This is a genomic window from Archangium sp. Cb G35 (genome assembly GCF_001896145.1).
GTDB lineage: Bacteria > Myxococcota > Myxococcia > Myxococcales > Myxococcaceae > Archangium > Archangium violaceum.
The window spans coordinates 225114-251881 of the sequence record NZ_MPOI01000004.1 but is presented as its reverse complement, the minus strand read 5'-3'; the positions used below and the strand labels follow the sequence as shown (position 1 = coordinate 251881).

Below are 26768 nucleotides of genomic sequence, written 5' to 3'. Positions count from 1 at the left end.
GGTGATTTGGGAGCTGCCTGGGTGGAATGGCCCCCTCACGGAGCAGGGGAGGGGGCCTCGGGCGGCCTCAGTTCCGGTAGAGGAGGAACAGGGGCGCCTCGATCGAGACGCCCGCGCTGAAGCGCCAGGACGGAGCCGGCGTCACGCCACCCGCGTCGAGGTCATACGCCGCGCCCACCGAGAGCGAGACGGGCGTCCTGGGGATCAATCCCTTGATCCACAGGCCGGGGCTGACCGCCTCCATCACCCGTGGGGCCTTGCGCTCCTCGACGCCGACGAACTGGGTGTAGCCCGCCAGATCGATGACCTGGAAGAACGCGCTCCAGGTGAGGCCGGCGCCGCCGATCTGGTAGTCGATGCCGACGGGCACCAGCAACCGGGGCGTGACGCTGTCCGCGCGGGGGCCGGAGAGCGAGTAGGAGGCACCCAGCCCCACCAGACCGCCCAGCGAGACGAAGTGGTGCACGTCCGGATCGCTCCGCCACCGCCAGCTGCCCACCGGCGAGGCCGAGGCGAGCACCACGGCCTTCACCTCCTGCGCGTCCTTCGCATCGGCGAGCGACACCAGCAGGCCGCCGTACCGGCCGAAGCCCTCCGGCAGGCAGATGCACGGCCGGCGCTCGCAGCGCCACTCGGAGGTGCGGGCCTCCGGGTCCGCCGCCGAGGGGGCCTTCCACGCCTCCTCCTGCACGCACCGCATCGCCACGCTGTCGTTGTACCGATCCGTCCTGCTGGAGATCGCCTGGTGCTCGAGCAGCAACTGGTACACGGTGGAGAGATCCCTCGCGATCGCCGCCACCACCATGCGCAGCACGTCGCGGGACGAGGACAGGAAGCCCCGGGCCTCGAGCAGGGCCTTCTGGTTCGCCGCCACCTGCTCCGCGGCGCCAGCCCCGGACCCGGAGGACTCCAGCCACGTCCCCATCAGCCGGTTGAGGCGCAGCAGCCCGTCCAGCGCCACCTGCGCGGCATCGAGCGCGGACACGCCCTGCTGGGCCAGCAACCGGGTGGCCTCGGCGATCCGCTCGGGGCTGCCGTCCTGGGCGCCCTCCGAGGAGAGACGCCCGGCCAGGTCCACCAGCCGCTGGAGGTCCGCCGACACGGTGAAGACTCCCTCGGCCGAGTCGGAGAGGGGAGGGGCGAGCGCGGCCCAGATCTTCAACCGCGACTGCTTTCCGGCCGGCGCGTACACCCAGCCGCAGCTCTCCTTCTGCAGCGAGAGCAGCAACACGGCCAGTCCCCGTGCGTTCGCGTCCATCTGGGGAACGAGGCCCTGGTTGGCGTCATCCACCAGCCGGGTGTAGCGCGTGAAGGAGGCGGGCATGCCACTCACGCACGCCAGCTGCGTGTAGAGCCGCGAGACGTCGGCGGGCAGACCCGGCTCCAGGGGGAGCGTCTCGAGCCGGCGCGACAGCGTGTCCAGCGCGCGCACCGGGTGCACACCCGTCACCATCGAGTCCACCATCTCCCGGACGGGCAGCGCGGCCCGCTCGTACCGGCGGCCATCCGCCTGGGAGACCACCTCGAAGACCAGGTGCGAGGGGATGGAGCGGAGATCCTGCTCCACCGTCTTGCGCAGCAGCGCGAGCGAGGCCGCCCCGCCGGCACCGAGCGTGGAGGCGAACGCGTTGTTGTGCGCCGCGGTGCAGGTGGCGGGCAGCCAGTCCCGGATGTGCCCCTGCCGCTGGCCCCACTGATCCTTCACCTCCTGCTTGCAGATGCGCTGGTCGAACTCGATGAGCACGTACAGCACGGCCTCGGCCTCGGCCCGCTCCTGGATCGCCCCCGCCAGCCCGGTGAAGACCTGGTCCAGGAAGGCGTTCAGATCGATCCCCGGCAGCAGGGCCGGCAGACTGGTGGCGGCTTCCTCGCCCGAGTTGAGGGACGTGTGGCCCCGGGCCGAGTCCAATATCTCCGACGTGGTGAGCGCCGCCTCCTGTTGCTCGCGGGGAGCGGTCTTCGAGCGCCGCACGGCCTCCAGCGCCGAGTCCATCTCGTCGAGCGCCTGGAAGAAGACCCTGCGCTCACTGAAGTACGCGGCCAGCACCAGTGCGTCCGAGCCGAGCAGCGCCTCCAGGTCGAACTCCGTCGCGGCGGGGCCCTGGTACCGCTGGCACCAGGTGGCGAGCTCGGGAACGGGTTGGGGAGAGGGGGTGCAGGCCGTGCGGATGCGTCCGGGGAGGCTGCCGCGGATCTGCCCCCACCACAGGGCGAAGGCGCTCGTCGTGTCGTGGGTGGGGAGCAGGCCCGCCCCGGGCCCGGCGGTGGGGAGCTGCGCGGGAGCGGGAGCGGCCCCCACCGGGGCTCCGGGAGCGGGACCCGTCGTCTGGGGGACGGACCTGGACTGGGAGAGCGCGGCGGTGGACAGCAGGAACAGGGCCAGGAAGGCGCCCCCCGGTGCACGCGAATGCCTACGCATCATGTCCTTTCTCTCTTTCTAGACGTCGAAACCCAGCGAGTGCATGGCCTCGAGCACGTCATCGCTGGAAAACGGGATGGCCTCACCCTGTTGGGTGTCGGCGTGGAAGGCGCGGTGGAGGCCGATGAGCTCGTCCGGCTGGCCCGGGCCGGTGCTGCGCAGGATCGGGCCTCCGCTGAAGGCGGGGAGATTGGCCGCGGGGTAGTGCAGGCAGCCATCCTCGCCCATGGTGACGGTGACGGGGATGGACACCTGGGTGCGCGGCCGCACCAGGGTCCAGCCCCACAGCATGGCCTCGCAGTCCCTCGCCGACTCGGCGAGCAGGGGCGGATCGAGCGGTCCGCTCACCTCCATGGGCATGCGCAGCACCGCCAGATCCGCGGTGGCCAGGAAGCCGGCGTGCGCCAGGAAGCGCGAGGGGATGACCACGGCATCGGCCCAGGCGCGGACGTTGCCCAGCTCGACCTTCACCTGGGCCGCGGCGAAGAGCCGGGCTCCCGCGCGGAACAGCACGGCGTGGGCCACCGTCAGCACCAGCCGCGGGTGCACCAGCAGGCCGCTGGCCACCTGCGAGCGGTTCCATGCGGAGGCCTCGATCGCCACCACCGGGGAGAAGGCCCCCTCGAGCGGCTGGTTCTGGAAGAAGAAGCCGAGCTGGGCCGCCGACCAGCCGCCGATCATTTCGTCACCGGGATGGAGTGCTCGACGCCTCCGGCGTGGACCTTGACCTCGGCCGGCAGGGCGGGCGCACCCGGCTCCAGCTCCACGCGGAACTCCAGACAGGGATGGGATGCCCACCTGCGGGGGGCGTCCACCAGGCGGACCGTCTTCACCCCCTCGAGCCGCTGGAGCTCGGGCAGCTTGAGTTGCGCGGCCTGGCGCAGTTGTCCGAGCGGCACCGGGACGGGCCGTGGCTCCGGGGAGGAGGTCCTGGTGTCCGTCAGGGGCATGGCCGGCGTCAGCGGAGTGCCGGGCTGGGACGTGGACTGCGTGTCCGGCGGCTTCTGTTGCGCCTGGGCGGAACGGACGCGCCGGGACTCGGTCAGGACGCTGAGCAGCTCGTACCAGAAGGACGAGCCGATGGCCGCGGCGGCGCCGGTGAGAAGGACCTGCCCCACGAAGGTGAGCGTGGAGCGGATGGGGGAGCCGCCCTGGGTGAGGTCGGGCCAGCCGCTCGTCCCCAGGAAGGCATTCGCCCCCGAGACGAGCGCGAGCAGCAGCCCGATGAACAGGGTGTTCTCGGAGTTGGCGGCCCGGGTCAGCCGGTCCACCTCGTTGCCGCCGAGCGCGATCGGCACGGGCTGCTTCGTCGAGTCGACATAGGTCTCACCGGTCCGCAGGTCGACCTGGAGGTTGCCTCCCTCCGCCTGGTTCTGTCCGAAGCGCATCCGGGGCCGGAGGGGTTGCCAGTTGCGGTGCTTGAACACCGACGAGATGCGCTCGGTCGCCAGCGAGAGCACGAAGAGCACCAGGAACCCTCGCAGGAGGGCGTCCAGACCTCCACCGTTGCCGCCGAGAGTCTCCAGGGTGCCGCTGGTGCCCATGTCTCGCCCCGTGTCTGGTCCCGTCGACTATAGCCGCCGGCCCGGACACGGGGCAGGGAAGACCGCTCCTCCCCCTCACATCATCCGGGGCGCTCAGACCACGGGCCGGCGGCGGACGCGCCACACGGTGAGCATCGCGCCCAGGAGCACCAGGAACGCCGTGCCCTGGGAGCCCCTGGCACCTGGAGCCACCGTGCACCCGAAGAAGGAGCCCGGGGGATCGACCCTCTCCTTCAGACAGACGGGAGCCCCCTCGCGCACGTTCCCCGCGGGATCCAGCACGCGCCAGGTGAAGCACGGGGTGTAACTGGCGTTGGCGTCGTAGTGATTCCGGGGCATCTCGAAGAGGGTGTCGGTGGGCTCGCCCGAGGTATTCACCCCCCAGACGCCCCAGAGGACCTTGTGCTCCAGATGCTGGTTCATCCCATCGAAGCGGTAGGGCGTGTTGTCCGTCACCCAGAGCTCGAATCGATAGGAGCCGAAGGCGCTTCCGCCCTGGACGCCGGGGACCCGGACCTGGGCGTGGGTGCTCATCTCCCGGCCGACCTTGGCGCAGGTACACGCGCCGGACGTGCAGTCGAGCTTGTCCGTCTCGATGGACTCGAGCGCCACGTCCAGCCCGCCGAGCAGCTCGAGCGGTGGAGACAGCTGATCTCCGGTCGAGAACGAACCACGCAACTCCGTGGGCCCCTGGGCCTCCTCGGGCCGGGGCCCACTCTGCTGCACGGTCGCGACGAACGTGTATCGCCGGTTCGGGAGCAGAGGGGCGTCTGGCCGCCATGCTTCACCCGAGGAGCCGGCCCACCAGGAGTCCACCTTTCCGGGAATGAGCTCACCCGTGTCGGAGTCCGTCACGGTGACGGAGAGGACATCGTGGAATCTGACATGGACGTCCGCGAGGGTGCCTGGGATCTGCCAGGCGCGCGGCTGGATCAGCACCACCGTGTCGAGGGGCACATTCGAGGCCCCATCCTCGGGGAAGCTCCGGGTGAGCGTGTAGAAGTAACGCGGCGACGCTGGCGGCGAGCAGGCCTCGGCGGGTGACGCGTGCAGTGACACCGTGAGGACCAGGGCCGCTTGGAGGAAACAGAACAGCAAGGGTTTGAAGCGCATCGGAGCTCCCGGTGGGAAAGGATTGCGGCGGAGCGGCTGTGCAAGGCACGAACCACACGCGCGCGGAGGGACGCCTCGGGGTGGAGCGTAACGCGGAACCGCGACAAGGGCGTCAGGGGGCCTCGGATTTGGACGTGGAGCGGCCGGAAGCGGCATCATCGCGGCATGCGTTCCCCCTCGCTGACCTCAGCCCTTGGAGGGAGGGAGGTACTTCGCGGGCAGCGGCTGCTCCGGCGTCTCGGCCGTCCAGGCCACCGTCAGCAGCCACCACCGCTTGCCATCGTTGAAGAGCTGGATGCTGTTGATGCCGCGCATGAAGGGCTTCGTCTCGTCGCCGCGCAGGGCCTCGTAGGTGCTGAAGACGTGCACGATGACGCCGAATTGCTCCTTCACACGATGGACCTCCCGCTCGCGGAAGCCCTCCTCGACGAGCAGCTTCCCGGACGAGGTGATGTACTCCTCGGGAGTGATCAGCCGGTAACCCGAGGTACCGTCCTTGCGCTTGCCGGCGGGGATCATCCGCGCGCCGGGAGCGAAGAGGGAGCGGAAGCGATCCCAGTTACGGGCCTGGCCCTTCGGTCCGGAGATGACGTCATAGAGCGCGGCCACGATGGACTCCGGGGTGGCCACGTCCTCCGGCTTCGCCTCGGGGGCGGCGGGGGCGGCCGGCGTGGGGGCCGGAGCAGGGGAGGGGGTGGCCGCGGGAGCGGGCGCCTGAGCGGGAGCGGGCACCTGAGCGGGCGTGGGAGTGGGCCTTTTCGGCTCGGAGGCGAACGCCGGGGCCACCACACCGGTGGAGAGCAGCGCCGCGACGAGCGGCCACACACGGGACTTGAAAGCGGAGTGCATGAGGAGCCTCAGGGACTGCGAGGGGCGGCGCATCATGGCTCACGCCCGGTGAAAACTTCCAGGAAGGGGAGAGGTGGAACCGCAGTGTTCCGGCACTTCGCCTCGCCAGCCGGTATGCGCACCACTACAGTCGCGAGGCCTGTGCCTGCTTCAGGCACCCGGGGGACACAACATGAAACGCATCGTCGTCGGTCTCGCGCTGCTCGCTGGCTGCACCACCACGACCCGTCAGGCCGAGCCGCCCGCGGCCCAGACCGCAACCCAGACCGCCGAACCCGCGTCCATCTACGTCTTCAAGGGCGTGGAGGTCTTCGGCTCGCGCAAGGTTCCCCGGGAGAAGCTGCTGGAGCTCATCACGCTGCCGGCTCCGGGCACGCGGCTCGACACGAAGAACGAGCAGCAGCAGAAGGAGTTCATCGCGAACCTCATGGAGAGCAAGAAGCGGCTCTCCGAGACGTACTCCTTCGCGTTCATCCGGATGTCGGTGGGCCAGAACCAGGATCACACGATGGGCGTGACGGTGGATCTGGTCGACACGGGGGACGAATGGCGCATGCCCTTCAATCCCGAGCCGAAGGGGGAGGTCGCCGATCCGGAAGGACTGCTCGCGGCCTGGTCGGACTATCTGAAGACGTTCTGGAAGCTGCGGAGCCAGGGGGCGGTGCCGGAGTGGGGCATGGGCACCTGCCGTGCGCCCATGGGGTGCTACGGAGGCTTCGATCACCCCGAGCTCGCGCCCATGGAGCAGCGCTTCATCGACGGGGTGCCACGCCATGCCGATGCGCTCGTGCGCGTGCTGCGCGAGGACAAGGACAGCGGCAAGCGGATGAACGCACTCATGTTGATGACCTACCTGTCCTCGCCAGAGGAACTGGTGAAGGCGCTCCTCCCGTCGGTGCGCGATCCAAACGAGGGAGTGCGCAACGAGGCGCTGCGCCGGCTCGGGTCGGCGCAGGAGGTGTCGAAGAAGCCGGGCATCGTGCCGATCGAGCCGGTGCTCGAGGCGCTCTGGTACCCGCTGGCGACGGATCGCAACAAGGCGGGCTGGACGCTGGTGCACATCATGGAGGTCGAGGGCACCGTCCACCGGCAGCAGATCCTCGACAAGTCGGGCGAGGTGCTGCTGGAGATGGCGGGCATGCGGTCGGTCCTCGATCGCGAGCCCTCGCGCAAGGTGCTCGGGATGCTGGCGGGACAGGACTTCGGCGACGACATGGCGGCCTGGCGCCGCTGGTTCGAGCAGACGCGAGGTACGAGACCATGAGAACGCCGCACTCCCGCCGCGAGGTCCTCCAGGGGATCGCGGCGCTGCTCACCACCCCGGCACTGCCAGCGCTGGCCGATCCCGCCTCGAAGGTGGCGGACGTGTACCGGCGGGCCGTGGTCATCGACGGGCTCACCAACGACAGCCCCCTGCTGCAGCCGGACAAGGCCATCGAGGCGGGGATGACCGCGGCCTTCGTCGACATGCAGATGTATCCGCGCAACTACCCGAGCGCGCTTCAGGCGATCGCCGAGTGGCAACTGGTCTTCCGCCGGTCCGGAAGCAAGCTGCTGCCGGTGCTTCGCGCCGCGGACCTGCAACGCGCCAAGGCCGAGCGCAAGCTGGGCATCGTGCTGGCGTGCCAGGACGCGCAGATCCTCGACGCGGCCATGTACTCGGTGAACGACCAGAACCTGGAGAACCTGGAGCTGTTCCACGCCCAGGGACTGCGGGTGATGCAGCTCGCCCACAACGAGCGCAACGCCCTGGGAGACTCCTACCGCGAACCGGGCAACGCGGGGCTGAGCATCCTGGGCCAGCGCGTGGTGGAGCGGATGAACGAGCTGGGGATGCTCGTGGACCTGTCGCACTGTGGTGACCGCACCACCGCCGAGGCCATCGAGCGCTCGAAGAAGCCCTGTGCCATCACGCACGCGGGCTGCCGCGCGGTGTACGCCAGCGGGCGCAACAAGCCGGACGAGCTGCTGCGGGCCCTGGCGGACAAGGGAGGCGTGTTCGGCATCTTCAACATGTCGGTGTGGCTGACGGACAAACCCACCGTGGCGCTCGACGATCTGCTGGCGCACGTGGACCACGCGGTGAAGGTGGCGGGCGTGGAGCACGTGGGATTCGGCAGTGACGGGAGCGTGCTGCGCACCGGAGGGGAGGATCCTCAGCAGGACCTCAAGGGCTTCAAACGCTTCGTCGAGCGCAACAAGGGCCTGCCCGGCGCGGAGCAACTGCCCCGTCACATGTACGTGGCGGAGCTGACCGGACCGGACCGGCTGCTGCGGCTCGCCGAGGGACTGGGGCGCCGGGGGTACAAGCCGGCCGACATCGAGAAGATCCTCGGGGGGAACTTCGCCCGGCTGTTGCGCGACACGCTGGGCTGACAGGGGAGGAGACGAGCCGACCGGTTCCGCACGGACGCCCACCTTCACCCTTTGTGTGGAGGGTGCATCTCTGCCAGCGTGGGGGTCCGATGCGGCGCTCCCGCCTGCTCCAGGCCCTGATCCTCTCGCTGGCCCTGCACGTGGGCCTGGGGCTTTTCTTGTACCTGGAGCCGCCGAAGCGCGAGCAACCCCTCCTGATGAGCCGCCAGGAGCCGGTCCAGTTCGAGGTGTTCGAGCGCACGCCACCCCCACGCGAGGAGCCGCCCCCACCCAAGCCCCCGGTCGCGGAGCCCCCCCGGCCGCCCCGTGGCACTCCGCGGCCCCCACGCGCCGCGCCACCTCCCGCTCCGCCCCCTCCGAGCGCCACGGCCGAAGCGCCGCCCCCCGCCGCCACGCCACCGGCCACGCCGCCCGCCATGACGGAGCCCGCCGAGGTGGCGGAGGTGCCCGACATCCCGCGCCAGATCCGGCTGTTCCCGGGTCCCGATGGCATGGCGGTGGGACCCTTGCCCTCCACTGGCACCACCCCGGGAGCATCCACCGGACACACGTGGAGGCCGGGGGATGGACCCACACCCGAGCAACTCCGCGCGGAGGAGCACGCGCGGGTCCAGGGCCGCGTGCAGGGCATCCTCGATGACGGCATGGCGAGCCTGCGCGTCCAGAATGGCCTCGTCGACACCTACTTCGGCGAGATGGGCAATGCGCTGGAGAAGGGACTCTCTGGCGCGCCGCTCTTCGCGTACGAGGGCGTGTTCAAGCACTTCTTCAAGGCCTCCCCCGAACGTGGCCAGGGCCTTCGCGCTCTGATCGATACCTACGGGAAATATGGCGCGACGGGCAGCCCGGAAGGAGTGGGCGGTCCCTCGGGCACGGATCGGCTGGAGGACGTGGCGCGCGCGGGAACGGCGGGGGCGAGGGCCCGGTCGAGGCCCTCGAACGTGGACATGTTGGAGACGTACAACAAAGCCGGAGCGCTGCGCGTGACGATCGAGCTGGAGCAGTCGCGCACGGGCAAGGTGCTGGGGGTGAAGCTGATCGTCAGCTCTGGCAATCCACTCTTCGACAACTATGTGGTCGAGCGCGTGCCCTCGTCGCTGGAGGCGCTCGGGCCCGCGTCGGAGCACTTCGCGGCGAGATCGACGGGGAACGTGCGCAGCGTCTGGGGCGTGGACGGGCACGTGAGCTTCTCGCGCACCATCCGGTTCTCGAAGCTCGACGAGCTCCGGGCGGACGACGCGGCGTACATCGCTGCGATGATGCCGCTGGGGATCCTGTCGGGCAACTTCGAGGAGACGCGGGGCGAGGTGATCATCCCGGACTTCCGCCGGCCGCACTTCGACATCCAGACCCGGCTGCTGCGCGTGTACTGAAACGAAAAAGGCCCCTGGAAGCGCGCGGTGTGCACGCCTCCGGGGCCTCGATTTCCCGCTGGACGGCCGGGAAGCAACTAGGCGTTGGCCGTCTTCTCCTGGCCCACGTTGATGCCCTGCTTGCCGAGGTAGCCCAGGGCCTTGTCCTTCACATCGGTGCGCAGCTCGGTGCCGGGCTTGGGCGCGAGCATGAGCGCGGCGATGCCGCCGACGGCGCAGCCGATGACGAACGCGCCGATGCCGGCGAACGAGCTACGGGCGGGCTTGTAGGTGGTGAGGCCCACGTAGCGCAGCACGTCATCGGCATCGAAGTCGTCCCACTGGTTCTTGGCGAACCGGGGCAGGTCCTTCATGATCTTCCGGGCGAGCAACTGCCGGTACAGGTCGCTCTTCACCGCCCACTTGGCCTTCTTCGCGAACAACATTCCGTCCTCCTCCTTGGCCACACAGCCAATCCGAGAGGTGCTCTCCCCCACGGGCAGCCACCCCTGCTGACTGTGAAGGTAGGGAGGGCGGGCGAGGGGGGAACCCCCTGGGCCATGTCCTGGAGGCGGGGGAGGGGGTGGGAGTCGGCTGTCGGTCAGAGTGAGGCCATGACGCGCCGTGTCCAAGGCAGGGAGTGAACGGAGACAGCGGCCAGGCGAGCACCTTTCTGGTATGCCCCCCGGCGCCATGTCATTCGATCAGAAGCTGCTCGAGAAGATCGCCCAGGTGGAGAAGGGCGGGGCCGAGAAGTACCACGCGAAGAACCGGGAGACGGGGAAGCTGTTCGCCCGTGAGCGCATCCGGTTGCTGGTGGACGAGGGCTCGTTCGTCGAGGACGCCAGGCTCGCCAACAACCTGGACGCGGAGCTGCCTTCGGACGGGGTGATCATCGGAGTGGGGAAGGTGGCGGGACGCCCGGTGGCCATCATGGCCAACGACTCCACGGTGAAGGCGGGAAGCTGGGGCGCGCGGACGGTGGAGAAGATCCTTCGCATCCAGGAGACGGCCAAGGGGCTGAAGTGCCCGCTGCTGTACCTGGTGGACTCGGCGGGAGCGCGCATCACGGACCAGGTGGAGATGTTCCCCGGCCGGCGGGGCGCGGGCCGCATCTTCTATAATGAGGTGCACATGTCCGGCGAGGTGCCGCAGGTGTGCCTGCTCTTCGGGCCCTCGGCGGCCGGCGGCGCGTACATCCCCGCCTTCTGCGACATCGTCATCATGGTGGACGGCAACGCCTCCATGTACCTGGGCAGCCCGCGCATGGCCGAGATGGTCATCGGCGAGAAGGTGACGCTCGAGGAGATGGGCGGCGCGAAGATGCACTGCTCGGTGTCCGGCGTCGGCGACGTGCTGGTGAAGACGGAGCAGGAGGCGATTGAAGCGGCCAAGAAGTACATCTCCTTCTTCCCGGAGAACTTCACGCAGGCGCCGCCCCGGGCCGAGCCCAAGGCCCCCAAGGCCAGCGGCAAGCGGGTGGACGAGATCATCCCCGCGGACCAGAACAAGCCCTTCGACATGCACGCGCTCATCGCCGAGCTGATCGACGAGGGGAGCTGGTTCGAGGTGAAGAAGCTCTTCGCCCAGGAGCTGATCACCGGTCTGGCGCGCATCGACGGCCGGCCGGTGGGGATTGTCGCCAACCAGCCCAAGTACAAGGGCGGCGTGCTCTTCGTGGACTCGGCGGACAAGGCGGCGCGGTTCATCTGGCTGTGCGACGCCTTCAACATCCCGCTGCTGTACCTGGCGGACGTGCCGGGCTTCATGATCGGCACGAAGGTGGAGCGCGCGGGCATCATCCGGGCGGGCGCGAAGATGATCTCCGCGGTGTCCGAGGCGAGCGTGCCGAGGATCTGCGTGGTGGTGCGCAAGGCGTATGGCGCGGGTCTGTACGCCATGAGCGGGCCGGGCTTCGCGCCGGACGCCACGCTGGCGCTGCCCCAGGCGATGATCGCCGTGATGGGCCCGGAGGCGGCGGTGAACGCCGTCTACTTCAACAAGATCCAGGAGAAGCCGGAGGCAGAGCGGGCCGCCTACGTCCAGCAGCTCCGGGACGAGTACCGCCAGGACGTGGACATCTACAAGCTGGCGAGCGAGCTGGTGGTGGACGAGATCGTCCCGGGCGACCGGCTCCGGGCCGAGTTGCTCCAGCGTTATGAGTTGTATTCCCGGCGCTTCCAGCCCCGGGAGACGAAGAAGCACGGCGTCTACCCGGTTTGACGGTCCCCCCTCCACCCTCTGCTATACATCCCCCCATGGACTTCGAACTTCCCGAAAGCCATCGAGCCCTCCAGTCCTCCCTCCGTGATTTCTGCGAGCGCAGGGTGAAGCCCTACGCCCGCGAGTGGGACAAGGACGAGAAGTTCCCGATGGAGGTGGTGAAGGAGCTGGGTGAGCTGGGCGTGATGGGCATGCTGGTGACCGAGGAGTACGGCGGCGCCGCCATGGACTCGCTCGCGGTGGCGGTGGCGGTCGAGGAGATCGCCCGCTACGACGGCTCGCTGGCCCTCACCGTGGCCTCCCACAACGGCCTGGGCACCAGCCACTTGCGCGTGTTCGGCAACAAGGAGCAGCTGCGCAAGTACCTGCCGAAACTGGCCACCGGCGAGCACCTGGGCGCCTGGGGCCTGACGGAGCCGGGCAGCGGCTCGGACGCCGCGGGCATGAAGACCACGGCGGTGCGCAAGGGTGACAAGTGGGTGCTCAACGGCGCCAAGATGTTCATCACCCAGGGCACGGTGGGCAGCGTCTTCGTGGTGCTGGCCGTCACGTCGCCGGAGAAGAAGCAGAAGGGCGTCACCGCCTTCATCCTCGAGAAGGGGATGCCGGGCTTCAGCCAGCGGGCCATCCACGGCAAGCTGGGCATGCGCTCCTCGGACACGGCGGAGCTGGTGATGGAGAACGTGGAGGTTCCGGACTCGCAGCGGCTGGGCGAGGTGGACCACGGCTTCATCGACACGATGAAGATCCTCGACAAGGGCCGCATCACCATCGGTGCGTTGGCGGTGGGCCTGGCGCGGGGTGCACTGGAGGAGTCGGTGCGCTACGCCCGGGAGCGCACGGCGTTCGGCCAGCCCATCTCCGAGTTCCAGGGGCTGCGCTGGATGTTCGCGGACATGAAGACGGAGACGGACGCGGCGCGGCTGCTGGTGCACCGGGCGGCGTACCTGGCCGACATGGGCCAGCCGTACAGCCAGGAGGCCTCCATGGCCAAGCTGTTCGCCTCCGAGGTGGCCACGCGGGCCTGCAACAAGGCGGTGCAGATCCACGGCGGCTACGGCTACACCCGCGAGTTCCCGGTCGAGCGCTACCTGCGTGACGCCAAGCTGTGCGAGATCGGCGAGGGGACGAGTGAGATCCAGCGCTCCATCATCGCGCGCGAGGTCTTCAAGAAGGAGTAGGACACGGCCCGTGCGGCCTGGACCGGGGCGGGGAGTGCCTGAAGGCTCCCCTGCCGTGGGTGCTGCTCGAAGGGGAGGGGAGACCCTACCGTTTCGCAGCGGAAGGATTGGAATTGGAAAGAGGCCGTGGCGACCCTGCAACCCGCTGAGCGAGTGAAGGCCCTGGAAGAGCGGCTGGGGACGACGTTTCCCCGGCCCGAGCTGGGGCTCACCGCGCTGACGCACAAGAGTTGGATCAACGAGCACCGGGGCGAGGGCTTCCAGGACAACGAGCGGCTGGAGTTCCTCGGGGACGCGGTGCTCAACCTGGCGGTGGGCCACCGGCTGATGGAGCGTTTCCCCCAGATGAAGGAGGGGGAGCTCACGCCGCTGCGGGCCCGCATCGTCAACGAGGAGGGCCTGTCGCGCATCGCCCGTCGGCTGGGGCTGGGCGAGCTGCTGCAACTGGGACGGGGCGAGGAGCTGAGCGGCGGCCGGGAGAAGCATTCGCTGCTGGCCAACGCGCTGGAGGCGGTGTTCGCCGCCGTGTACCTGGGCTCGGGGCTGGAGCCGGTGATGGGGCTGGTGGACCGGCACTTCGCCGAGGCGCTGGACGGGGTGGCGCAGGCGCTCAGCCGGCAGGACTACAAGACGAAGCTGCAGGAGGCGGCGCAGGACAGGCTCAAGCTGACGCCCCGCTACCAGATCGTCTCCGAGGTGGGCCCCGACCACGAGAAGATCTTCGAGGTGGAGGTGCTGCTGGGCTCGGAGGTGTACGCGCGCGCCACGGGCCGCAGCAAGAAGGACGCCGAGCAGACGGCCGCCCACGGGGCCCTGGTGCTGCTGGACCGGGGCGAGAAGCCGGGGCAGGTGGCCGCGGCGCCTCCGGGGACGGCGAATCCCGGGGTTCCGGGGGCAGCCGAGCAGGCGCCGGTGGCCGTTCCGGGTCCGAAGGACGACACCCCAGCCTGAAACTGCTTGGCCGCCTGGGGGGGGTGGAGCATAAGGTCCCGCGCCCATCCGCTGGTGGGATTCAATCTGGGAGGTAGCCATGGGAATGCTGGATGAGGCGCGGGCGGGCAAGGATCTCTACGCCACCTTCGACACCACCGAGGGGCAGATTATCGTGAAGCTCTTCTCGAAGGCCGCGCCGGAGACGGTGCAGAACTTCGTGGGGCTGGCCACGGGCGAGAAGGAGTGGGTGCACCCGGGGACGCGCGAGAAGATGACGGGCAAGCCCTATTACGACGGGACGATCTTCCACCGCTGCATCTCCAACTTCATGGTCCAGGGTGGGGATCCGCTCGGGCAGGGCGTGGGCGGGCCGGGGTACACCATCAAGGATGAGTTCAACAACGGCTACGACTTCGCCAAGAAGGGCAAGCTGGCCATGGCCAAGACGGCCGCGCCGAACAGCGGTGGCAGCCAGTTCTTCATCACGGTGGCGCCGACGACGTGGCTGAACAACAAGCACACCATCTTCGGCGAGGTCCTGAAGGGCCAGGAGGTGGCCGATCGCGTCGCCAATGACATCGCCAAGGGCGCGAAAGACCGGCCGGAGAAGGACGTGGTCATCACGAAGCTGACCATCTCCACCACCGCGCCGGCCTAGGCGTCCCGAGCCGCCCTGGAGGCGGTTGCCCGCCGGGTTGCCACATTTCACGGCGGGTCCGATGTTCCATGTCGTTCCGAGTAGTTCTTGGGGCGCGCCCTCCAGAGGGGGCTCCCTGATCACCTTCGACCTTCGAAGCTTTAGATGGCTCCACAGCAGACACACCGCAGCGGGTTCGCCGCGCTCATTGGCCGTCCGAACGTGGGCAAGAGCACGCTGCTCAATCAACTGACAGGCGAGAAGCTCGCCATCGTCTCCCCCAAGCCGCAAACCACCCGGAATCGCATCCTGGGGGTGGTGACGCGGCCGGAGGGGCAGGTGGCCTTCCTCGACACGCCCGGCATCCACCAGGCCAAGGGCGAGCTCAACCGTTACATGGTGGACGTGGCCCTGCAGGCGGTGGACGACGTGGACCTGGTCCTCTTCGTCATCGAGCCGGGTGCCGCCACGGAGAATCCCGAGGTGAGTCCGGGCAACCGGTTCATCCTCGAGCGGCTGCAGAAGGCGGGCAAGCCCACCTTCCTGGTCATCAACAAGATCGACACCGTGCTCAAGCCGGTGCTGCTGCCGCTCATCGATCTGTACCGAAAGGAGTTTCCCTTCGCCGAGGTGGTGCCCATCTCCGCGAAGGATGACGATGGCGTGGAACAGCTCTTCCAGGCGGTGCTCCAGCACATGCCCGAGGGCGATCCACTCTTTCCCGAGGATGTGCTGACGGACCAGGCGGAGAAGACGCTGGTGGCCGAGTACATCCGCGAGCAGGTGCTGAGGCACTGCCGGCAGGAGATTCCGTACTCCACGGCGGTGCTGGTGGACTTCTTCGACGAGTCCGAACGCGAGCCACCGCCTGGAACGCCCCCTGGCAAGCTGGCGGGCCTCATCCGGATTGCCGCCTCCATCTACGTGGAGCGTGACAGCCAGAAGGCCATCATCATCGGGAAGCAGGGGCAGATGCTGAAGACGATCGGGACGGACGCGCGCAAGGCCATCCAGCGGTTGCTGGGGGCGCACGTGTACCTCTCGCTACGGGTCCGGGTGGAGCCTCGCTGGAGCGAGCGTCCCGAGGGCCTCAAGAAGCTGGGTTACGAGTAGGAAGTACGCGCATGAAGCCTCTGGTCGCCATCGTGGGCCGTCCCAACGTGGGCAAGTCCACGCTCTTCAATCGCCTCGCCAGGCGCCGTATCGCCCTGGTGGAGGACATCCCCGGAGTCACCCGCGACCGGCATTACTGGGACGTGGACTACGACGGCCGGGACATCACCATCATCGACACGGGCGGTTTCGTGCCCGGCGAGAAGGACTCCCTGCTGCAACAGGTGCGCGAGCAGGCGCAGCTGGCGGTGGAGGAGTGTGATGCCATCATCTTCGTGACGGACGCCCGGGTCGGTATGACCTCGGCGGACCAGGATGTGGCCCACTACCTGCGCCAGAGCGGCAAGCCGGTGGTGGTGGCCGCCAACAAGCTGGACAGCGAGTCGGGCACCCTGCAGGCCCTCGCCGGCGAGTTCTTCAAGCTGGGACTGGGGGAGGTGTTCCCCATCTCGGCCGAGCACGGCCTGGGGGTGGGCTCGATGATGGAGACGGTGATGGGCAAGCTGCCCCCGCCGTCTCCAGAGGAGCTCGCTGCCCGCGAGCAGGCCGACAGGGCGGAGGAAGCCGCGGAGGCGGGGGAGGGCGGCGAGGAGGGCGCGGAGGAGGCTCCGGCCGAGGAAGAGGAGCGTCCCATCCGGGTGGCCATCATCGGCCGGCCGAACGTGGGCAAGAGCACCTTGGTCAACGCGCTGCTGAAGGAGAAGCGGGTGGTGGCCAGCGAGGTGCCGGGCACCACGCGGGATCCGATCGACTCGGAGCTGACGTACAAGGACCGCAAGGTCATCCTCACGGACACCGCGGGCATCCGGCGCAAGAAGACGATTGCCCACCGGGTGGAGAAGTTCTCGGTGGTGGCGGCGCTGAAGTCCATGGAGCGCAGCGACGTGGCTGTGCTGTTGATGGACGCCACGGAGCCGGCGGTGGATCAGGACGCCAAGCTGGCCGGCATCGCCGAGGAGAAGGGCCGCGCGCTGGTCATCGTGGTGAACAAGTGGGACTTGATCAGCACGGACAAGCGCAAGCAGGAGCTGTTCCGCGAGGATCTCAAGCACGCGCTGAAGTTCGTGCATTATGCGCCCATCGTGTTCACCTCGGCGCTGACGGGCTCCAAGGTGGAGAAGGTGCTGGAGCTGGCGGTGGAGCTGGCGGTCCAGTTCCGGTACCGGGCGCCCACGCCGCAGCTCAACCGGCTGCTGGAGCACATGTCGGACAACCACCCGGCGCCCATCGTGGGCCGGGGTCCGCTGCGGTTGTACTACATGGCCCAGGTGGGGACGGCTCCTCCCACCTTCGCCATCACCTGCAACCGGCCGGACGGTGTACCGGACATGTACAAGCGGTACATCACCAACCAGCTGCGAGGGACTTTCGACCTGCGGGTCCCCATCCGGCTGCTGTTCCGGGAGCGCCCGGGCCAGGCCAAGCGGGCGGCGCGCAAGCGGCCCAAACTCGCCGGGAAGTCGAAGCATTGAGGGATGTCCGCGTTGACACTGCGGGTGCGCGCTCCGTAGATTGCGCGCCCTTCGACCCTGTACAGAGGTGCGAACCACCGTGGCCGAGAAGTCAGAGAAGATGACGAAGCAGGAGCTCAGCGCTCCCGATGCCTTCCAGCTGTACGGCGCCGAGGCCAGTGACTGGCTGATGAAGCGCAGTCAGATCATCAGCACCGTGGCGGTCGTGCTCGTCGTGGGCGGGATGATCGCAGCGCTGGTGCAGTACTTCAACAACCGGGGCGAGGAGGCGGCGGCCAAGCAGCTCGGCCAGGCGCTGGAATCGCTGGAGCGTCCGGTGGTGGAGGGCGTGCAGCTGCAGCCGGCGGCGGGCGAGCTGCCCCCCTTCAAGTCCGAGCAGGAGCGGAACGAGACGGCCGTCACGGAGCTCACGAAGTTCCGGACGGACCACAAGGGCACGGAGGCCGCGCTGACGGCGGCGCTGCCGCTGGGCAAGGCCCAGTACCGCCTGGGCAAGTACGACGAAGCCGTGGCCACCTTCGGCGAGTACACGAAGGACGCCCCGAAGAGCTCTCCGCTGCTGACCGCGGCCTACGAGGGCCAGGGCTATGCCCACGAGGCCAAGGGCCAGCTGGATCAGGCGCTCGAGTCCTTCAAGCAGATGTCGAAGGCGGAGACCTCCGGTGAGTTCATGCAGGGCATGGGGCAGTACCACCAGGCCCGCATCCTCGCGGCGCAGGGCAAGAAGGACGAGGCGGCGCAGCTGCTGGCGGACCTGAAGGCCTCGCAGGGCAACGCGGCCGCGGGGCGGCTGGCCACGGAGCGGCTGGCGGTGCTGGCGGCGCAGGGCGTGAAGGTGCCCGAGCCGACGCCCGCGGCGACCCAGAAGACGGACGCGGGGTGACCGCCTGATCATGCGCACCGCGAGCGGGTGGAAGCGTTGGGTGGGTGGGCTCGCGGCGGCGGGTCTGCTCGGTGCCTGCACCACGGTCCCGGTGTACGGCAATCCGGTCACCGCCGCGCCGGTGCAGCCTCCCCACCACTTCTTCACGGTGGACTGGTGGAGGCAGCTCGTCAGCCCCACGCTGCTCGAGTACGCCCCGCGTGAGCACGCGCAACCGGCGTATGACGCGAAGAACGAGCGCGTCCTCGCGCTCACCCGGGACGGGCTGGTCCGGAGCTTCGACCCGGAGGGGACGGAGTTCTGGCGCTACACGGTGGGCAACCGCTTCTACGCCGGTGCGACGGTGGATGACGGCATCGCCTACGTGCCGGGCTCCGACGGCGCCCTGCACGCGCTGGACGCGAAGACGGGCGCGCTCAAGTGGAAGTACGCGGCGGGCGAGGCGCTGGCGACGGCGCCGGTGCTCGCGGGCGACCTGGTGCTGGTGGCCTCGCAGAGCGACACCCTGTTCGCGGTGAAGCGGGCCACGGGCGAGCTGGCATGGCTGTACCGGAGGGATCCTCCGGCGGGCTTCACCATCCACCGGGCGTCCACGCCGGCGGTGCGCGGGCAGACGGCCTGGGTGGGCTTCTCCGATGGCTCCCTGGTGTCGCTGGATCTGGATGACGGCGGCGTGCGCTGGGAGAAGACGCTGGTGCCGGGCGGTGTCACGCAGTTCGTGGACGTGGACACCTCGCCGGTGCTGGACGAGTCGGGCCATGTCTACGCGGCCTCGTACGCCGGTGGCCTCTACGCGCTCGACGCGGAGACGGGCGACGTGGTGTGGAACTCGGTGGCCCAGGGCATCACCTCGCTGCTGCTGCACGGCAACGTGCTGGTGGCCACGGGAGATAACCGCCTGGATGCCTACCTGGCCGACAGCGGAAAGCTCCTCTGGTCGCAAACCCTGGAGGAAAGGGCCGGGTTGGAGCCGGTGTTGGTCAAGGGGATGCTCCTGGTGCCCGCACAGCGCTCGTTGCTCTTCGTGGACCCGCGCACGGGCCAGTCGCGCCTGGCGTGGAACCCGGGTGAGGGAATCTCGGCTCCGCCCCGGGTGGTGGGCGGCAAGGTGTACGTGCTGTCCAACAACGGCTACCTGTACTCCCTCCGGTTGGATGGGAGGAGCGGTTGACGCAGGGGGCCGTGAAGCGGACGGTCCGGGTGGTGGCCGCCCTGATTCCCCAGCCCGGGGACGGGTCGCGATTCCTGGTGCAGCAGCGGCTGCCGGGCGGTAGCCGGGGGCTCCTCTGGGAGTTTCCGGGCGGCAAGGTGGAGCCCGGGGAGTCCGAGCCGGAGGCGCTGGCTCGGGAGTGCCGGGAGGAGCTGGATGTCCGGCTCCACGTGGGGAGTCGGCTATGGGCGGGGAGACACGAGTATTCGGACCTGACGGTGGAGCTGGTGCTGTACCTGGCCCGGCTGGAGTCGGGGGAGCCGAAGACGCTGGGGGCCAACGCGCTGGCATGGCTGACGCCGGCGGAGATGCTGGCGCTGCCGTTCTGCGAGGCGGACATTCCGCCCCTGGAGGACCTGGTGGCGGGCAGGCTGGGTCCGCTGGGCTGATGCTGCGGCGCACGTTCCAGCTCATTCCGGGTGTGGGTCCCTGGAAGGAGAAGGACCTGTGGGCCCGCGGCATCCAGACCTGGGACGACTTTCCGGGGAACGGCTCGGTGCTCGGCCAGAAGCTGGACGAAGGCGCCCGCCGGCGGCTGGCGCTGGCGCGCGAGGCCCTGGAGCGGCGCGACCTGAAGGGCCTGGCCGCCATGGTGCCGCCGAGGGAGCACTGGCGGCTGTACCCCGAGTTCGCGCGCGACGCGGTCTACTTCGACATCGAAACGGACGGAAAGCAGGAGCAGGCGCCCACGGTGGTGGCCCTGTTCGATGACTCGGGGCTGCGCGTCTTCATCCAGGGCCGCAACATGGACGAGCTGCCGGAGGCCATGGCGGAGCGGCGGCTGTGGGTGACGTTCAACGGCTCGTGCTTCGACGTGCCGGTGCTGCGCGAGTACTTCGGCAAGCGCTTCCCGACACCGGACGCGCACATCGACTTGCGCTTCGTGTGCCGGCGTCTGGGGATGGGCGGCGGACTGAAGGAGCTCGAGGACAAGCTGGGGCTGGGGCGGCCGCCGCACATGAAGGGCGTGAACGGGTGGGACGCGGTGCTGTTGTGGCGCGCGTACCTGGCGCGCGGGGACGTGGAGGCCCTGCGCTTCCTGGTGGAGTACAACCTCTATGACTCGTTCCAGCTCCGGTCCCTGATGGACAAGGCGTACAACCGCGCCCTGGACGACCTGAACCTGGACGGCGAACCTCGAGTGCCCGTGTTCGAGCGGGGCGAGGTCCTCTACGACGTGAGCCGGCTCATCATGGAGCTGGGGCCCACGGAGAGGGATCTGCGGGTGCTCGAGCGGGTGCGCGCCCAGGACAGGGATCTGCACCAGGACTGACGCCCTTTCGGACCCGAGGGGAGAGGTCGGGCGGCCGTGTCAGCCCGGTCTGGTAGGGTGGCTGACGCTGGAGGTTCGGCGTCTGGGCCCTACCTCCGGCATTTCACTGGCGCGGCGTTGGCGTCGCGAAGGAGAGCCCGAGTGTCCATCGACAGGCCCGAGTCCTCGAACCACCCCCGGTTGCTTTTCTCCGTGGATGGGACCCGTTACGAGCTCGTCCGCAGGCTGGGACGGCGCAGCAATGGCGAGCTGCTGCTCGCCCGGCGCCGCTACGCGAAGGGGCCCGCGGGCTCCGTGATCATCAAGCGGCTGTCGCGGCCGCTCAGTGAGACGCAGAAACAGCGGTTGAAGGAAGAGGTCCAGCTGGCCTACCGGCTGGACCACCCGGGCATCGCCAAGGTGTACCAGTTGGTGCTGCATGGGGGCCTGCCGTACGTGGTGATGGAGTTCGTGGAGGGCCGCTCCCTGGAGACGGTCTTGAGCGTCACGGCCATGCGTCAGCGGCCCATGTCCGAGGCCTTCGTGTGCCACGTGATCTCCGAGGTCGCGGACGCGCTCCACCATGCCCACACACGGACGGACGAGCACGGCCGGCCCCTGGGAATCGTCCACCGGGACGTCAGCCCGGAGAACATCCGGGTGGGCAGCAGCGGAGAGGTGAAGCTGGTGGATTTCGGCGTGGCGTACTCGTTGCTGCCCGGGCGCGAGGCCACCACGGCCAACGTGCTGCGCGGGGACATCGCGTATGCGTCTCCCGAGCGCATGCGGCTGGAGAAGGTGGACCACCGCTCGGATCTGTTCTCGCTGGGGTTGGTGATGCTGGAGCTGCTCACGGGCAAGCACCTGTTCGACCTGGAAGACGTGGAGCAGGCGGCCCAGGCATCCGGGCCGGAGTCCGCCACGTTGCCCGAGGCGCATTGCGAGGAGCCCAGTTGGGTGCCCATCGCGCAGATGGCGGCACGCATCCAGCGGTTCGGCCCGGAGGACGTGGAGCGGGCCACCCAGGGGATTTCAGCGCCCCTGCGGGCCGTGGTGCACCGGGCGCTGCGGCGCGAGCCGGCCGAGCGCTACCAGTCCGGCCTGGAGCTGCGGGATGCGCTCCGGGAGTTCCTCGTGGTCCAGGGGCGTTCGTACGGGCGCCCGGAGGCGGCCCGGGAGGCGCTCGTGGCCGTGAAGGAGGCGGAGTTGCTGCGCGAGTCCGCGGACGTCCTGGAGCCGGAGGTGTTCCCGGACGCGGCGCCTCGGCGCAGTGAGCACTGAGTCAGCGCCGGCGTTTCTTCGTGGGCGGCGGCTGCGGCTTTTCCTTTTCACCGGAGACCTGGAAGGGAATCCGCATGTCGGGAACCTCGCGGCCCTGGGAATCCGTCATCGACGTGCCGGTCTGCGCGTCGATGACCAGGGTGTATTTGTGGCCGCTCTTGAGGGGCGTGGGCAGGGAGATCCGGTACAGCAGCCCGTCAGGGGATTCCTCGGCGGAGTCGTCCGAGATCATGGCGCGCTCGGCCTCGTCGAACAGGCGGACGCGGTGGTTGCGGAGCGCCAGGGTGCTGCGCAGCTCGAGCGTCGACGTGGGATCGATGAGCGGGCGGCCTTCTTCTTCGCCCACGAGGGGAATGGCCTCCAGGCCAGCATCCGGGAGCGTGTACTGGAGCGAGAACGACGCGAGGCCCGGACCCGCGTCGGCTTCAGCGGCCGTTTCGGATCCGGCGGCGGGAACGCCCGCGTCATCGGCAGGGGTGGAGGGCTTGGGACATCCGGCCACGGCGAGCGCGGCCGCAGCCGCACATACGGCGAAGCTCAAACGGAGGAGTCGCATAGGGCGCGCAGACCCTATGTCCCAACGACCGGACCGAGAAGCGCGAAAGCCAGGCTCCGAAGGCTGGGGCGCAGGCCCGGAAGCAGCCGACTTCCACCCCGTTTCCCTCTGACATAGGGTCTGATAACGCCTTGTGTTCTGTCGCCCCTGGGCGTATAAAACAGGCGTCCAAGTCGCTCGGTCGCACAGCGTACCTGTGCCGCTCCGGTCGATGTCAGACCGGACGGTTACACGCGCCTGTGGGAGGGCGAGTTTAAGTTTCCGAGGTCCGAGGGCCGCGCCTGGATGTCGTCGGGCTTGCCGTCCCTCAGACTCCCAAGAATCCCGCTGTCGCTTTGCCGAGCTACAGCGGAAGGGTGTGCCCCCGGGCGAGAGATCCCACACCTGTCCTCTCTCTCGGGGGCCACCAGCTGTCTTTGCTGGTGGCCTAACGGCCAGCGTAGGGCTTGGTAGCACCTGAATCAACCCCAGAGAGAGATGCCCGCCTCCCGGCGGGAGGGCGGAGCCACAACCTGTGGGGGTGGCGCGGCCGGAGGCCACAAGTGGCGGAGCCAAAATCTAACGTTAGCCTCGTTCGACTGGCGATGCAGTGTCCCGTCTCCGCGAGCGACCCGGCTTTCCCGCGACCGTCTACTCCGTGTGACCCGCGCCATCTCGAAGAGTACGAGAGGCTCCGGACCATCGCACACGCAGCTGAGGTCGTCCTCGCTACCGGGCTGTGGGGCACCAAGTCGGACGAAGCCGACGCCTACGGAGTACTACGCCAGCTCCTGGAACTGTGGGCCGAGAGTCGTGGAGAGGCTCCTGGGGTGGTGGACGCTCGCGGCGAGGCTGGAATGCTGCTGCGACGCGCCGCTCGGGAGGAGCTCTCGTTGCGTCGGGTCGGGACATCGGATCCCACACCCTAGCTCCTGTCGCGGGAGCTCCTTCCTCGGGTAGGCGCCGCCTGTGACATACCGAACCGGATACAGGTCCGCGCAGTGCGAGAAGGACGGGTGCACCACCCGAGCCTCAAGGCGGTGCCGGGTGTGCGAGGCGTGGGTGTGCAGCGGGCACCGCTTCGGCTCGGGGCACTGGTTCCGCTGCTACGAGTGCCCCGCGGAGGCCCTCCGCGAGGCCCGGGAGCTGTGGGAAGCCCAGGTGCAGGAGGAGAAGGCGGCGGAGCGTGCTCGAGACGAGGCCGAGGCCGCCAGGCTCGCCGCGCTCGGCCCGCCCCACCTGTCCCCGCCTGGCACCTTCCGAGCTGGCGTCTGGTGGGGCCTCGGGCGGATGGCGCTGCTGCGAGAGGTTGCCGAGGCGTCCTTCGGTGATCGCCAGCGCCCCGCCGCGCTACCAGCTGCCGGGCCGCCTCCGAGTGAGCGTGCACCTGGTCGAGGTCCTCGTCGCGGCCGCGCCGTTCCCTGGCGCGGGCTCCGTCGGTGGCGGCGGCAGATTGCACGTCGGCGCGGGTATGGTGCGCCCATGCCCCCTCGCAACCGGAGAGTCCACCGACGCGACGCGCGGCCCCTGTGGGCCCGGATGGCGCGTGCGGCAGTGGCCCTGGTTGCTGTGCTGGCACTTGCGGTGGTGCCGCTGCAGCTGCTGCCTCGAGGCCCCCGGGGTGAGCTCCGCGCGGAGCAGCTGCCGCCCGTCGGTGCTGCGGTGGAGGAGCTCGAGCTGCAGCCCTGGACGGTGGACGTTCACATGGGTGGCGAGCCCCTGGTGCCAGGGGGCACCCCTCGGCCGGTGAAGGGACAGAAGCGCGCCCCCTGCGTCGAAGGGCTCGAGGTGAATCTCGGCGGCTACTGCTGGCTCCCGATTCAGGCCCGGCCACCCAACTGCCCGAAGCAGGCGTTGGCCTACGGAGACTCGTGCCTGTTACCGATGGCGCCGCAGCAGGGCCCGCCCGTTGGCTTCGACGCGGGCAGCCCGTAGCGGGCCAGTTGGCAGGCGCTGTTGACTGGTGGGCGGGCGGCGTCAATACCACTGCCGGAGTACGTCGGGCGCCGCTTCGGGCGGCTACGGTGCGCGGCGCAGTCCAACCCTCGCTAGGAGCACCCATGAAGCAACTCCTCGTTGTCGCGCTCGCCGCCCTGTCCCTCGTCGCCTGCAGCTCGCCGGAAGCCGGGGATGCCTGCAGCACGGACGGTTCCGGTGTCTGCGCCAGCAACACCGAGGCCCTCATCTGCGAGAGCAGCGTCCTCCGCGCCATCCCCTGCAGCGGCACGACGGGCTGCATCGACGACAACGACCGCGTCGCATGTGACTTCAGCCGAGCCACGGCTGGCCAGGCCTGCCCTCGCTCCGTGGAAGGACAGGGACAGTGCGCCGTGGGCCAGCCGGACAACCTGCTGAAGTGCACGAACGGCACCTGGACGACGCAGGCGTGCAAGGGGTGCGCGGTGCAGGGCGGCAACGTCGTCTGCCAGCCGTAGCTGTTGCGCCTCCGACGCCCGCGCCGACATCGGTGCGGGCGTTGCGGCGACATGAGCGCAGGCTCAGTCCAGCGTCACGAAGATGCTCAGCAGGGCCAGCGCCATCGCCGCGAGCATACTGGAGAGCCACTCAAACACGTCGCACCTGTCCGATCAGCTTGAGGAGTGCGGCGTCCATGCGCTGCCAGAAGTCCTCGGTGAGGGACACCTTGAAGGCCTCCCGGTCCTCCTCGGGCGCGGTGCGCATCAGGTCCGCGATGGCCTCGAGGAGCGCCTCAATGTCGCGCAGCGCGACGGCGTCCTCGAGCTTCTGGAGCGCGAGAGGACGGGGCAGGGGCTCACGCGAGAGGGCCATACCCCGAGAACGCCCGCCTCCCCGCCACTTCTTCCCGCTCAGGCCTTGGCCGGCTCCCTGGGGGGCCCGAAGGGGAGGGCCGGCAACTCCTCCGCGGCGCCGGCCTCGGCCGGGAGCTCGCGGACGATGCGGACGCCCTGCAACTCCGCCTCGAGGGCCTCGCGCTTCTCCTCGAGCTCGACGCGGCGGGCGGCCTGGCCTGGCTCGGGCGGCAGCTCCTCCTCGCCCTCGATGGCGTCGGCGATGTCATTGGCCAGGCGCACGCCCAGGATGGCGCCGCAGATAATCAGGGTGAGGCGAAACGGTGACATGGCTCAGCGCTCCTCGGGCGGGAGGCCTCCCGCCCAGATGCCACTCACGGGAGGCGCGGCGTGCGTCGGCGTGCCGGCCACTGCTCCGACGACGCTCTTGCCCGGCGACGGCGAGGGGAGCAGCGTCGCGACGGGGAGAGCGGCGACGGCGGGCGCGCTCCTGGGGTTCCTGCCAATCAGCGGGGGGTGGAAGAGACCCAGCTGCCACTTCTCCCACCAGTACCGTCCCAGGAAGATGCCGGCGGCGGTGCCGACGGTGAGGACGACGGCGAAGCGGACGTCCCCGACAATGCTCAACGCCACGTTGCCCGCGGCCTTGCCCACTGCGTTGGCGCTCATGCTGCCCCCAGGGTGGCCTTGGCCTTGGCCCAGAAGGCCTCCCGGTCGGCCATGCCGTTGTAGCCGCCGTTGATGAGGCGGGTGATTTCACGGAAGTTGCCGGTGTCGGCGAGGCTGTTGAGGCCCCGGGAGTCCCAGTACCAGGCAGCCACGCGGAACGCGACGTCCGGCTCTGCGGCCCGGGTGGGGTTGTCCTCGAGCGCCACGCCCAGGGCCTTGCCGGCGGCCCGGTAGTTGGCGCGGCCGGTGAGCTGGATGGGGCCGCGCCCCTTGTAGCGCTTGCCGTCGCCCGTCTGGGTGTTGCCCAAGTCGACGCGGCCCTCGTACGCAGCACCGGAGGCAATCTCCTCCATGTACCGCAGCTCGCCACTCTCGTGGGCCAGCTGCGCGAGGAACGCGGCCGCGCGCTTGGGAGAGGTAATCTCCCGCTCGCGCATGGCGGCGTTGAGGTGGCCGAGGTACTCGGAGGCCTTCGCCGCTGGCGCCCGGGGCATGATGGCCTTGAGCTGCTCGATGGAGACGGGCCCGGCTTGTTGCATGAGGACGTACGCTCCGACGGCCACGACGGCCGCGGCGAGGAGGATGAAGCCGACGTTACGGGGCATGGAGGGCCTCCGCGACGCGGTGGACGACGATGCACACCCACGCCATGTCCGCGGGCCAGTAGGGGCAAGAGGCCCCCAGCGCGACGCCCAGGGCGGTGAGGGTGATGCGGCGCAGCTGCCGGCGTCGGCGAGCCGCGGACGGGGCCGCCCGCGCCATGCGCGCGGCCGTGGGGCCGGGGGCGCTCACTGCCCGGCCTCGAGGTGGGCGGCCGGGGCGTTGCAGCACTCCCCGCCGTTGGTGGCGACACCGGCGGCCAGGCCGAAGCCGAGGAAGAGGGCCAGGACGTCCACGAGGGCCCGGCGGGCACTGCGCGTGGCGCTCCGCATGTCGATGATGTTGAGGCACATGT

29 protein-coding genes are annotated in these 26768 nt (G+C 69.4%); 16 read left to right on the top strand and 13 right to left on the bottom strand.

Annotation, left to right across the window (positions count from 1 at the left end; all coding sequences use genetic code 11):
• Positions 1 to 67: 67 nt before the first annotated feature.
• The 5 genes from BO221_RS14540 to BO221_RS14520 all read right to left on the bottom strand — a co-directional run bounded on the left by BO221_RS14540 (position 68) and on the right by BO221_RS14520 (position 5925).
• Positions 68 to 2422: a hypothetical protein gene (locus BO221_RS14540; RefSeq protein WP_073561052.1), complete on the bottom strand. Its 2355-nt coding sequence runs from the start codon at positions 2420 to 2422 to the stop codon at positions 68 to 70.
• Between the two features lie 15 nt (positions 2423 to 2437).
• Positions 2438 to 3100, bottom strand: coding sequence for a hypothetical protein (locus BO221_RS14535; RefSeq protein WP_073561051.1), 663 nt, complete (start codon positions 3098 to 3100; stop codon positions 2438 to 2440).
• Positions 3097 to 3963 (bottom strand): hypothetical protein, encoded by an 867-nt coding sequence (locus BO221_RS14530; RefSeq protein ID WP_073561050.1) that lies wholly within the window; start codon positions 3961 to 3963, stop codon positions 3097 to 3099. Before BO221_RS14530 ends, BO221_RS14535 begins: the two co-directional genes overlap by 4 nt.
• A gap of 93 nt (positions 3964 to 4056) precedes the next feature.
• The gene (locus tag BO221_RS14525) at positions 4057 to 5076 is read right to left on the bottom strand and encodes a hypothetical protein (RefSeq protein WP_073561049.1); all 1020 of its coding nucleotides are present in this window, start codon (positions 5074 to 5076) and stop codon (positions 4057 to 4059) included.
• 186 nt (positions 5077 to 5262) lie between these two features.
• Positions 5263 to 5925, bottom strand: coding sequence for a hypothetical protein (locus tag BO221_RS14520; RefSeq protein ID WP_073561363.1), 663 nt, complete (start codon positions 5923 to 5925; stop codon positions 5263 to 5265).
• 172 nt (positions 5926 to 6097) lie between these two features.
• Between BO221_RS14520 and BO221_RS54855 the strand changes: the two genes are divergently transcribed.
• The 3 genes from BO221_RS54855 to BO221_RS14505 all read left to right on the top strand — a co-directional run bounded on the left by BO221_RS54855 (position 6098) and on the right by BO221_RS14505 (position 9674).
• Positions 6098 to 7189 (top strand): HEAT repeat domain-containing protein, encoded by a 1092-nt coding sequence (locus tag BO221_RS54855; RefSeq protein ID WP_073561048.1) that lies wholly within the window; start codon positions 6098 to 6100, stop codon positions 7187 to 7189.
• On the top strand, positions 7186 to 8301 hold the full coding sequence (locus tag BO221_RS54850) for a dipeptidase (RefSeq protein WP_073561047.1): 1116 nt from the start codon (positions 7186 to 7188) through the stop codon (positions 8299 to 8301). The genes BO221_RS54855 and BO221_RS54850 overlap by 4 nt, the downstream gene beginning before the upstream one ends.
• A gap of 89 nt (positions 8302 to 8390) precedes the next feature.
• Positions 8391 to 9674, top strand: a complete 1284-nt coding sequence (locus BO221_RS14505) for a hypothetical protein (protein ID WP_073561046.1) — start codon at positions 8391 to 8393, stop codon at positions 9672 to 9674.
• A gap of 77 nt (positions 9675 to 9751) precedes the next feature.
• Here BO221_RS14505 and BO221_RS14500 read toward each other — a convergent pair whose 3' ends face one another.
• Positions 9752 to 10099, bottom strand: coding sequence for a YtxH domain-containing protein (locus tag BO221_RS14500; RefSeq protein WP_073561045.1), 348 nt, complete (start codon positions 10097 to 10099; stop codon positions 9752 to 9754).
• Positions 10100 to 10346: 247 nt separating this feature from the next.
• On the opposite strand from BO221_RS14500, the gene BO221_RS14495 reads away from it, so the two are divergent.
• The 11 genes from BO221_RS14495 (at position 10347) to BO221_RS14445 (ending at position 21838) form a co-directional block, all read left to right on the top strand.
• Positions 10347 to 11876 (top strand): acyl-CoA carboxylase subunit beta, encoded by a 1530-nt coding sequence (locus BO221_RS14495; protein WP_073561362.1) that lies wholly within the window; start codon positions 10347 to 10349, stop codon positions 11874 to 11876.
• Positions 11877 to 11911: 35 nt separating this feature from the next.
• Positions 11912 to 13057, top strand: coding sequence for an acyl-CoA dehydrogenase family protein (locus BO221_RS14490; protein WP_073561044.1), 1146 nt, complete (start codon positions 11912 to 11914; stop codon positions 13055 to 13057).
• A gap of 126 nt (positions 13058 to 13183) precedes the next feature.
• On the top strand, positions 13184 to 14008 hold the full coding sequence (gene rnc, locus BO221_RS14485; RefSeq protein ID WP_073561043.1) for a ribonuclease III: 825 nt from the start codon (positions 13184 to 13186) through the stop codon (positions 14006 to 14008).
• A gap of 79 nt (positions 14009 to 14087) precedes the next feature.
• The gene (locus tag BO221_RS14480) at positions 14088 to 14648 is read left to right on the top strand and encodes a peptidylprolyl isomerase (protein ID WP_073561042.1); all 561 of its coding nucleotides are present in this window, start codon (positions 14088 to 14090) and stop codon (positions 14646 to 14648) included.
• A 144-nt stretch (positions 14649 to 14792) separates the two neighbouring features.
• Positions 14793 to 15740: a GTPase Era gene (gene era / locus BO221_RS14475; protein WP_043390997.1), complete on the top strand. Its 948-nt coding sequence runs from the start codon at positions 14793 to 14795 to the stop codon at positions 15738 to 15740.
• An 11-nt stretch (positions 15741 to 15751) separates the two neighbouring features.
• On the top strand, positions 15752 to 17212 hold the full coding sequence (der, locus tag BO221_RS14470; protein WP_073561041.1) for a ribosome biogenesis GTPase Der: 1461 nt from the start codon (positions 15752 to 15754) through the stop codon (positions 17210 to 17212).
• Positions 17213 to 17291: 79 nt separating this feature from the next.
• Positions 17292 to 18095 carry a tol-pal system YbgF family protein gene (locus tag BO221_RS14465; RefSeq protein WP_233166001.1) on the top strand — a complete coding sequence of 268 codons (804 nt, stop codon included), beginning with the start codon at positions 17292 to 17294 and terminating at the stop codon, positions 18093 to 18095.
• Between the two features lie 10 nt (positions 18096 to 18105).
• Entirely contained in the window at positions 18106 to 19266 is a 1161-nt protein-coding gene (locus BO221_RS14460; protein ID WP_198956115.1) for a PQQ-binding-like beta-propeller repeat protein, read from the top strand.
• Between the two features lie 11 nt (positions 19267 to 19277).
• Positions 19278 to 19694: a (deoxy)nucleoside triphosphate pyrophosphohydrolase gene (locus BO221_RS14455; protein ID WP_073561360.1), complete on the top strand. Its 417-nt coding sequence runs from the start codon at positions 19278 to 19280 to the stop codon at positions 19692 to 19694.
• On the top strand, positions 19694 to 20578 hold the full coding sequence (locus BO221_RS14450) for a ribonuclease H-like domain-containing protein (protein ID WP_073561039.1): 885 nt from the start codon (positions 19694 to 19696) through the stop codon (positions 20576 to 20578). Before BO221_RS14455 ends, BO221_RS14450 begins: the two co-directional genes overlap by 1 nt.
• 141 nt (positions 20579 to 20719) lie before the next feature.
• Positions 20720 to 21838 (top strand): serine/threonine-protein kinase, encoded by a 1119-nt coding sequence (locus tag BO221_RS14445; RefSeq protein WP_073561038.1) that lies wholly within the window; start codon positions 20720 to 20722, stop codon positions 21836 to 21838.
• Between the two features lies 1 nt (position 21839).
• On the opposite strand, the gene BO221_RS14440 is transcribed toward BO221_RS14445, so the two are convergent.
• The gene (locus tag BO221_RS14440; protein ID WP_073561037.1) at positions 21840 to 22394 is read right to left on the bottom strand and encodes a hypothetical protein; all 555 of its coding nucleotides are present in this window, start codon (positions 22392 to 22394) and stop codon (positions 21840 to 21842) included.
• A 1518-nt stretch (positions 22395 to 23912) separates the two neighbouring features.
• On the opposite strand from BO221_RS14440, the gene BO221_RS14430 reads away from it, so the two are divergent.
• Positions 23913 to 24308: a hypothetical protein gene (locus BO221_RS14430; protein WP_233165999.1), complete on the top strand. Its 396-nt coding sequence runs from the start codon at positions 23913 to 23915 to the stop codon at positions 24306 to 24308.
• A 125-nt stretch (positions 24309 to 24433) separates the two neighbouring features.
• Positions 24434 to 24808, top strand: coding sequence for a hypothetical protein (locus tag BO221_RS14425; protein ID WP_083681031.1), 375 nt, complete (start codon positions 24434 to 24436; stop codon positions 24806 to 24808).
• A 130-nt stretch (positions 24809 to 24938) separates the two neighbouring features.
• Here BO221_RS14425 and BO221_RS14420 read toward each other — a convergent pair whose 3' ends face one another.
• The 6 genes from BO221_RS14420 to BO221_RS54845 are packed head-to-tail and all read right to left on the bottom strand — an operon-like array spanning position 24939 to position 26766.
• Entirely contained in the window at positions 24939 to 25163 is a 225-nt protein-coding gene (locus BO221_RS14420; RefSeq protein ID WP_073561034.1) for a hypothetical protein, read from the bottom strand.
• Positions 25164 to 25201: 38 nt separating this feature from the next.
• Positions 25202 to 25474, bottom strand: coding sequence for a hypothetical protein (locus BO221_RS14415; protein WP_073561033.1), 273 nt, complete (start codon positions 25472 to 25474; stop codon positions 25202 to 25204).
• Positions 25475 to 25477: 3 nt separating this feature from the next.
• The gene (locus BO221_RS14410; protein ID WP_073561032.1) at positions 25478 to 25813 is read right to left on the bottom strand and encodes a hypothetical protein; all 336 of its coding nucleotides are present in this window, start codon (positions 25811 to 25813) and stop codon (positions 25478 to 25480) included.
• Entirely contained in the window at positions 25810 to 26418 is a 609-nt protein-coding gene (locus tag BO221_RS52480; RefSeq protein ID WP_143195445.1) for a glycoside hydrolase family 19 protein, read from the bottom strand. The genes BO221_RS14410 and BO221_RS52480 overlap by 4 nt, the downstream gene beginning before the upstream one ends.
• Entirely contained in the window at positions 26408 to 26605 is a 198-nt protein-coding gene (locus tag BO221_RS53685; protein WP_073561031.1) for a hypothetical protein, read from the bottom strand. The genes BO221_RS52480 and BO221_RS53685 overlap by 11 nt, the downstream gene beginning before the upstream one ends.
• Entirely contained in the window at positions 26602 to 26766 is a 165-nt protein-coding gene (locus BO221_RS54845; protein ID WP_158079841.1) for a hypothetical protein, read from the bottom strand. Before BO221_RS54845 ends, BO221_RS53685 begins: the two co-directional genes overlap by 4 nt.
• Between the last annotated feature and the right edge of the window lie 2 nt (positions 26767 to 26768).

Excerpts from the sequence above, each read along its gene's own strand:
- BO221_RS14520 (WP_073561363.1), bottom strand. The coding sequence starts at position 5,925 with ATGCACTCCGCTTTCAAGTCCCGTGTGTGGCCGCTCGTCGCGGCGCTG.
- BO221_RS14540 (WP_073561052.1), bottom strand. The coding sequence starts at position 2,422 with ATGATGCGTAGGCATTCGCGTGCACCGGGGGGCGCCTTCCTGGCCCTG.
- BO221_RS14430 (WP_233165999.1), top strand. The coding sequence starts at position 23,913 with ATGGCGCGTGCGGCAGTGGCCCTGGTTGCTGTGCTGGCACTTGCGGTG.
- BO221_RS14420 (WP_073561034.1), bottom strand. The coding sequence starts at position 25,163 with ATGGCCCTCTCGCGTGAGCCCCTGCCCCGTCCTCTCGCGCTCCAGAAG.
- BO221_RS52480 (WP_143195445.1), bottom strand. The coding sequence starts at position 26,418 with ATGCCCCGTAACGTCGGCTTCATCCTCCTCGCCGCGGCCGTCGTGGCC.
- BO221_RS14460 (WP_198956115.1), top strand. The coding sequence starts at position 18,106 with ATGCGCACCGCGAGCGGGTGGAAGCGTTGGGTGGGTGGGCTCGCGGCG.
- BO221_RS14410 (WP_073561032.1), bottom strand. The coding sequence starts at position 25,813 with ATGAGCGCCAACGCAGTGGGCAAGGCCGCGGGCAACGTGGCGTTGAGC.
- BO221_RS54845 (WP_158079841.1), bottom strand. The coding sequence starts at position 26,766 with ATGTGCCTCAACATCATCGACATGCGGAGCGCCACGCGCAGTGCCCGC.
- BO221_RS54855 (WP_073561048.1), top strand. The coding sequence starts at position 6,098 with ATGAAACGCATCGTCGTCGGTCTCGCGCTGCTCGCTGGCTGCACCACC.
- BO221_RS14480 (WP_073561042.1), top strand. The coding sequence starts at position 14,088 with ATGGGAATGCTGGATGAGGCGCGGGCGGGCAAGGATCTCTACGCCACC.
- BO221_RS14490 (WP_073561044.1), top strand. The coding sequence starts at position 11,912 with ATGGACTTCGAACTTCCCGAAAGCCATCGAGCCCTCCAGTCCTCCCTC.
- BO221_RS54850 (WP_073561047.1), top strand. The coding sequence starts at position 7,186 with ATGAGAACGCCGCACTCCCGCCGCGAGGTCCTCCAGGGGATCGCGGCG.
- der (WP_073561041.1), top strand. The coding sequence starts at position 15,752 with ATGAAGCCTCTGGTCGCCATCGTGGGCCGTCCCAACGTGGGCAAGTCC.
- BO221_RS14425 (WP_083681031.1), top strand. The coding sequence starts at position 24,434 with ATGAAGCAACTCCTCGTTGTCGCGCTCGCCGCCCTGTCCCTCGTCGCC.
- BO221_RS14415 (WP_073561033.1), bottom strand. The coding sequence starts at position 25,474 with ATGTCACCGTTTCGCCTCACCCTGATTATCTGCGGCGCCATCCTGGGC.
- BO221_RS14500 (WP_073561045.1), bottom strand. The coding sequence starts at position 10,099 with ATGTTGTTCGCGAAGAAGGCCAAGTGGGCGGTGAAGAGCGACCTGTAC.
- BO221_RS14505 (WP_073561046.1), top strand. The coding sequence starts at position 8,391 with ATGCGGCGCTCCCGCCTGCTCCAGGCCCTGATCCTCTCGCTGGCCCTG.
- BO221_RS14525 (WP_073561049.1), bottom strand. The coding sequence starts at position 5,076 with ATGCGCTTCAAACCCTTGCTGTTCTGTTTCCTCCAAGCGGCCCTGGTC.
- BO221_RS14495 (WP_073561362.1), top strand. The coding sequence starts at position 10,347 with ATGTCATTCGATCAGAAGCTGCTCGAGAAGATCGCCCAGGTGGAGAAG.
- BO221_RS14440 (WP_073561037.1), bottom strand. The coding sequence starts at position 22,394 with ATGCGACTCCTCCGTTTGAGCTTCGCCGTATGTGCGGCTGCGGCCGCG.
- BO221_RS14450 (WP_073561039.1), top strand. The coding sequence starts at position 19,694 with ATGCTGCGGCGCACGTTCCAGCTCATTCCGGGTGTGGGTCCCTGGAAG.
- BO221_RS14530 (WP_073561050.1), bottom strand. The coding sequence starts at position 3,963 with ATGGGCACCAGCGGCACCCTGGAGACTCTCGGCGGCAACGGTGGAGGT.
- BO221_RS14535 (WP_073561051.1), bottom strand. The coding sequence starts at position 3,100 with ATGATCGGCGGCTGGTCGGCGGCCCAGCTCGGCTTCTTCTTCCAGAAC.
- era (WP_043390997.1), top strand. The coding sequence starts at position 14,793 with ATGGCTCCACAGCAGACACACCGCAGCGGGTTCGCCGCGCTCATTGGC.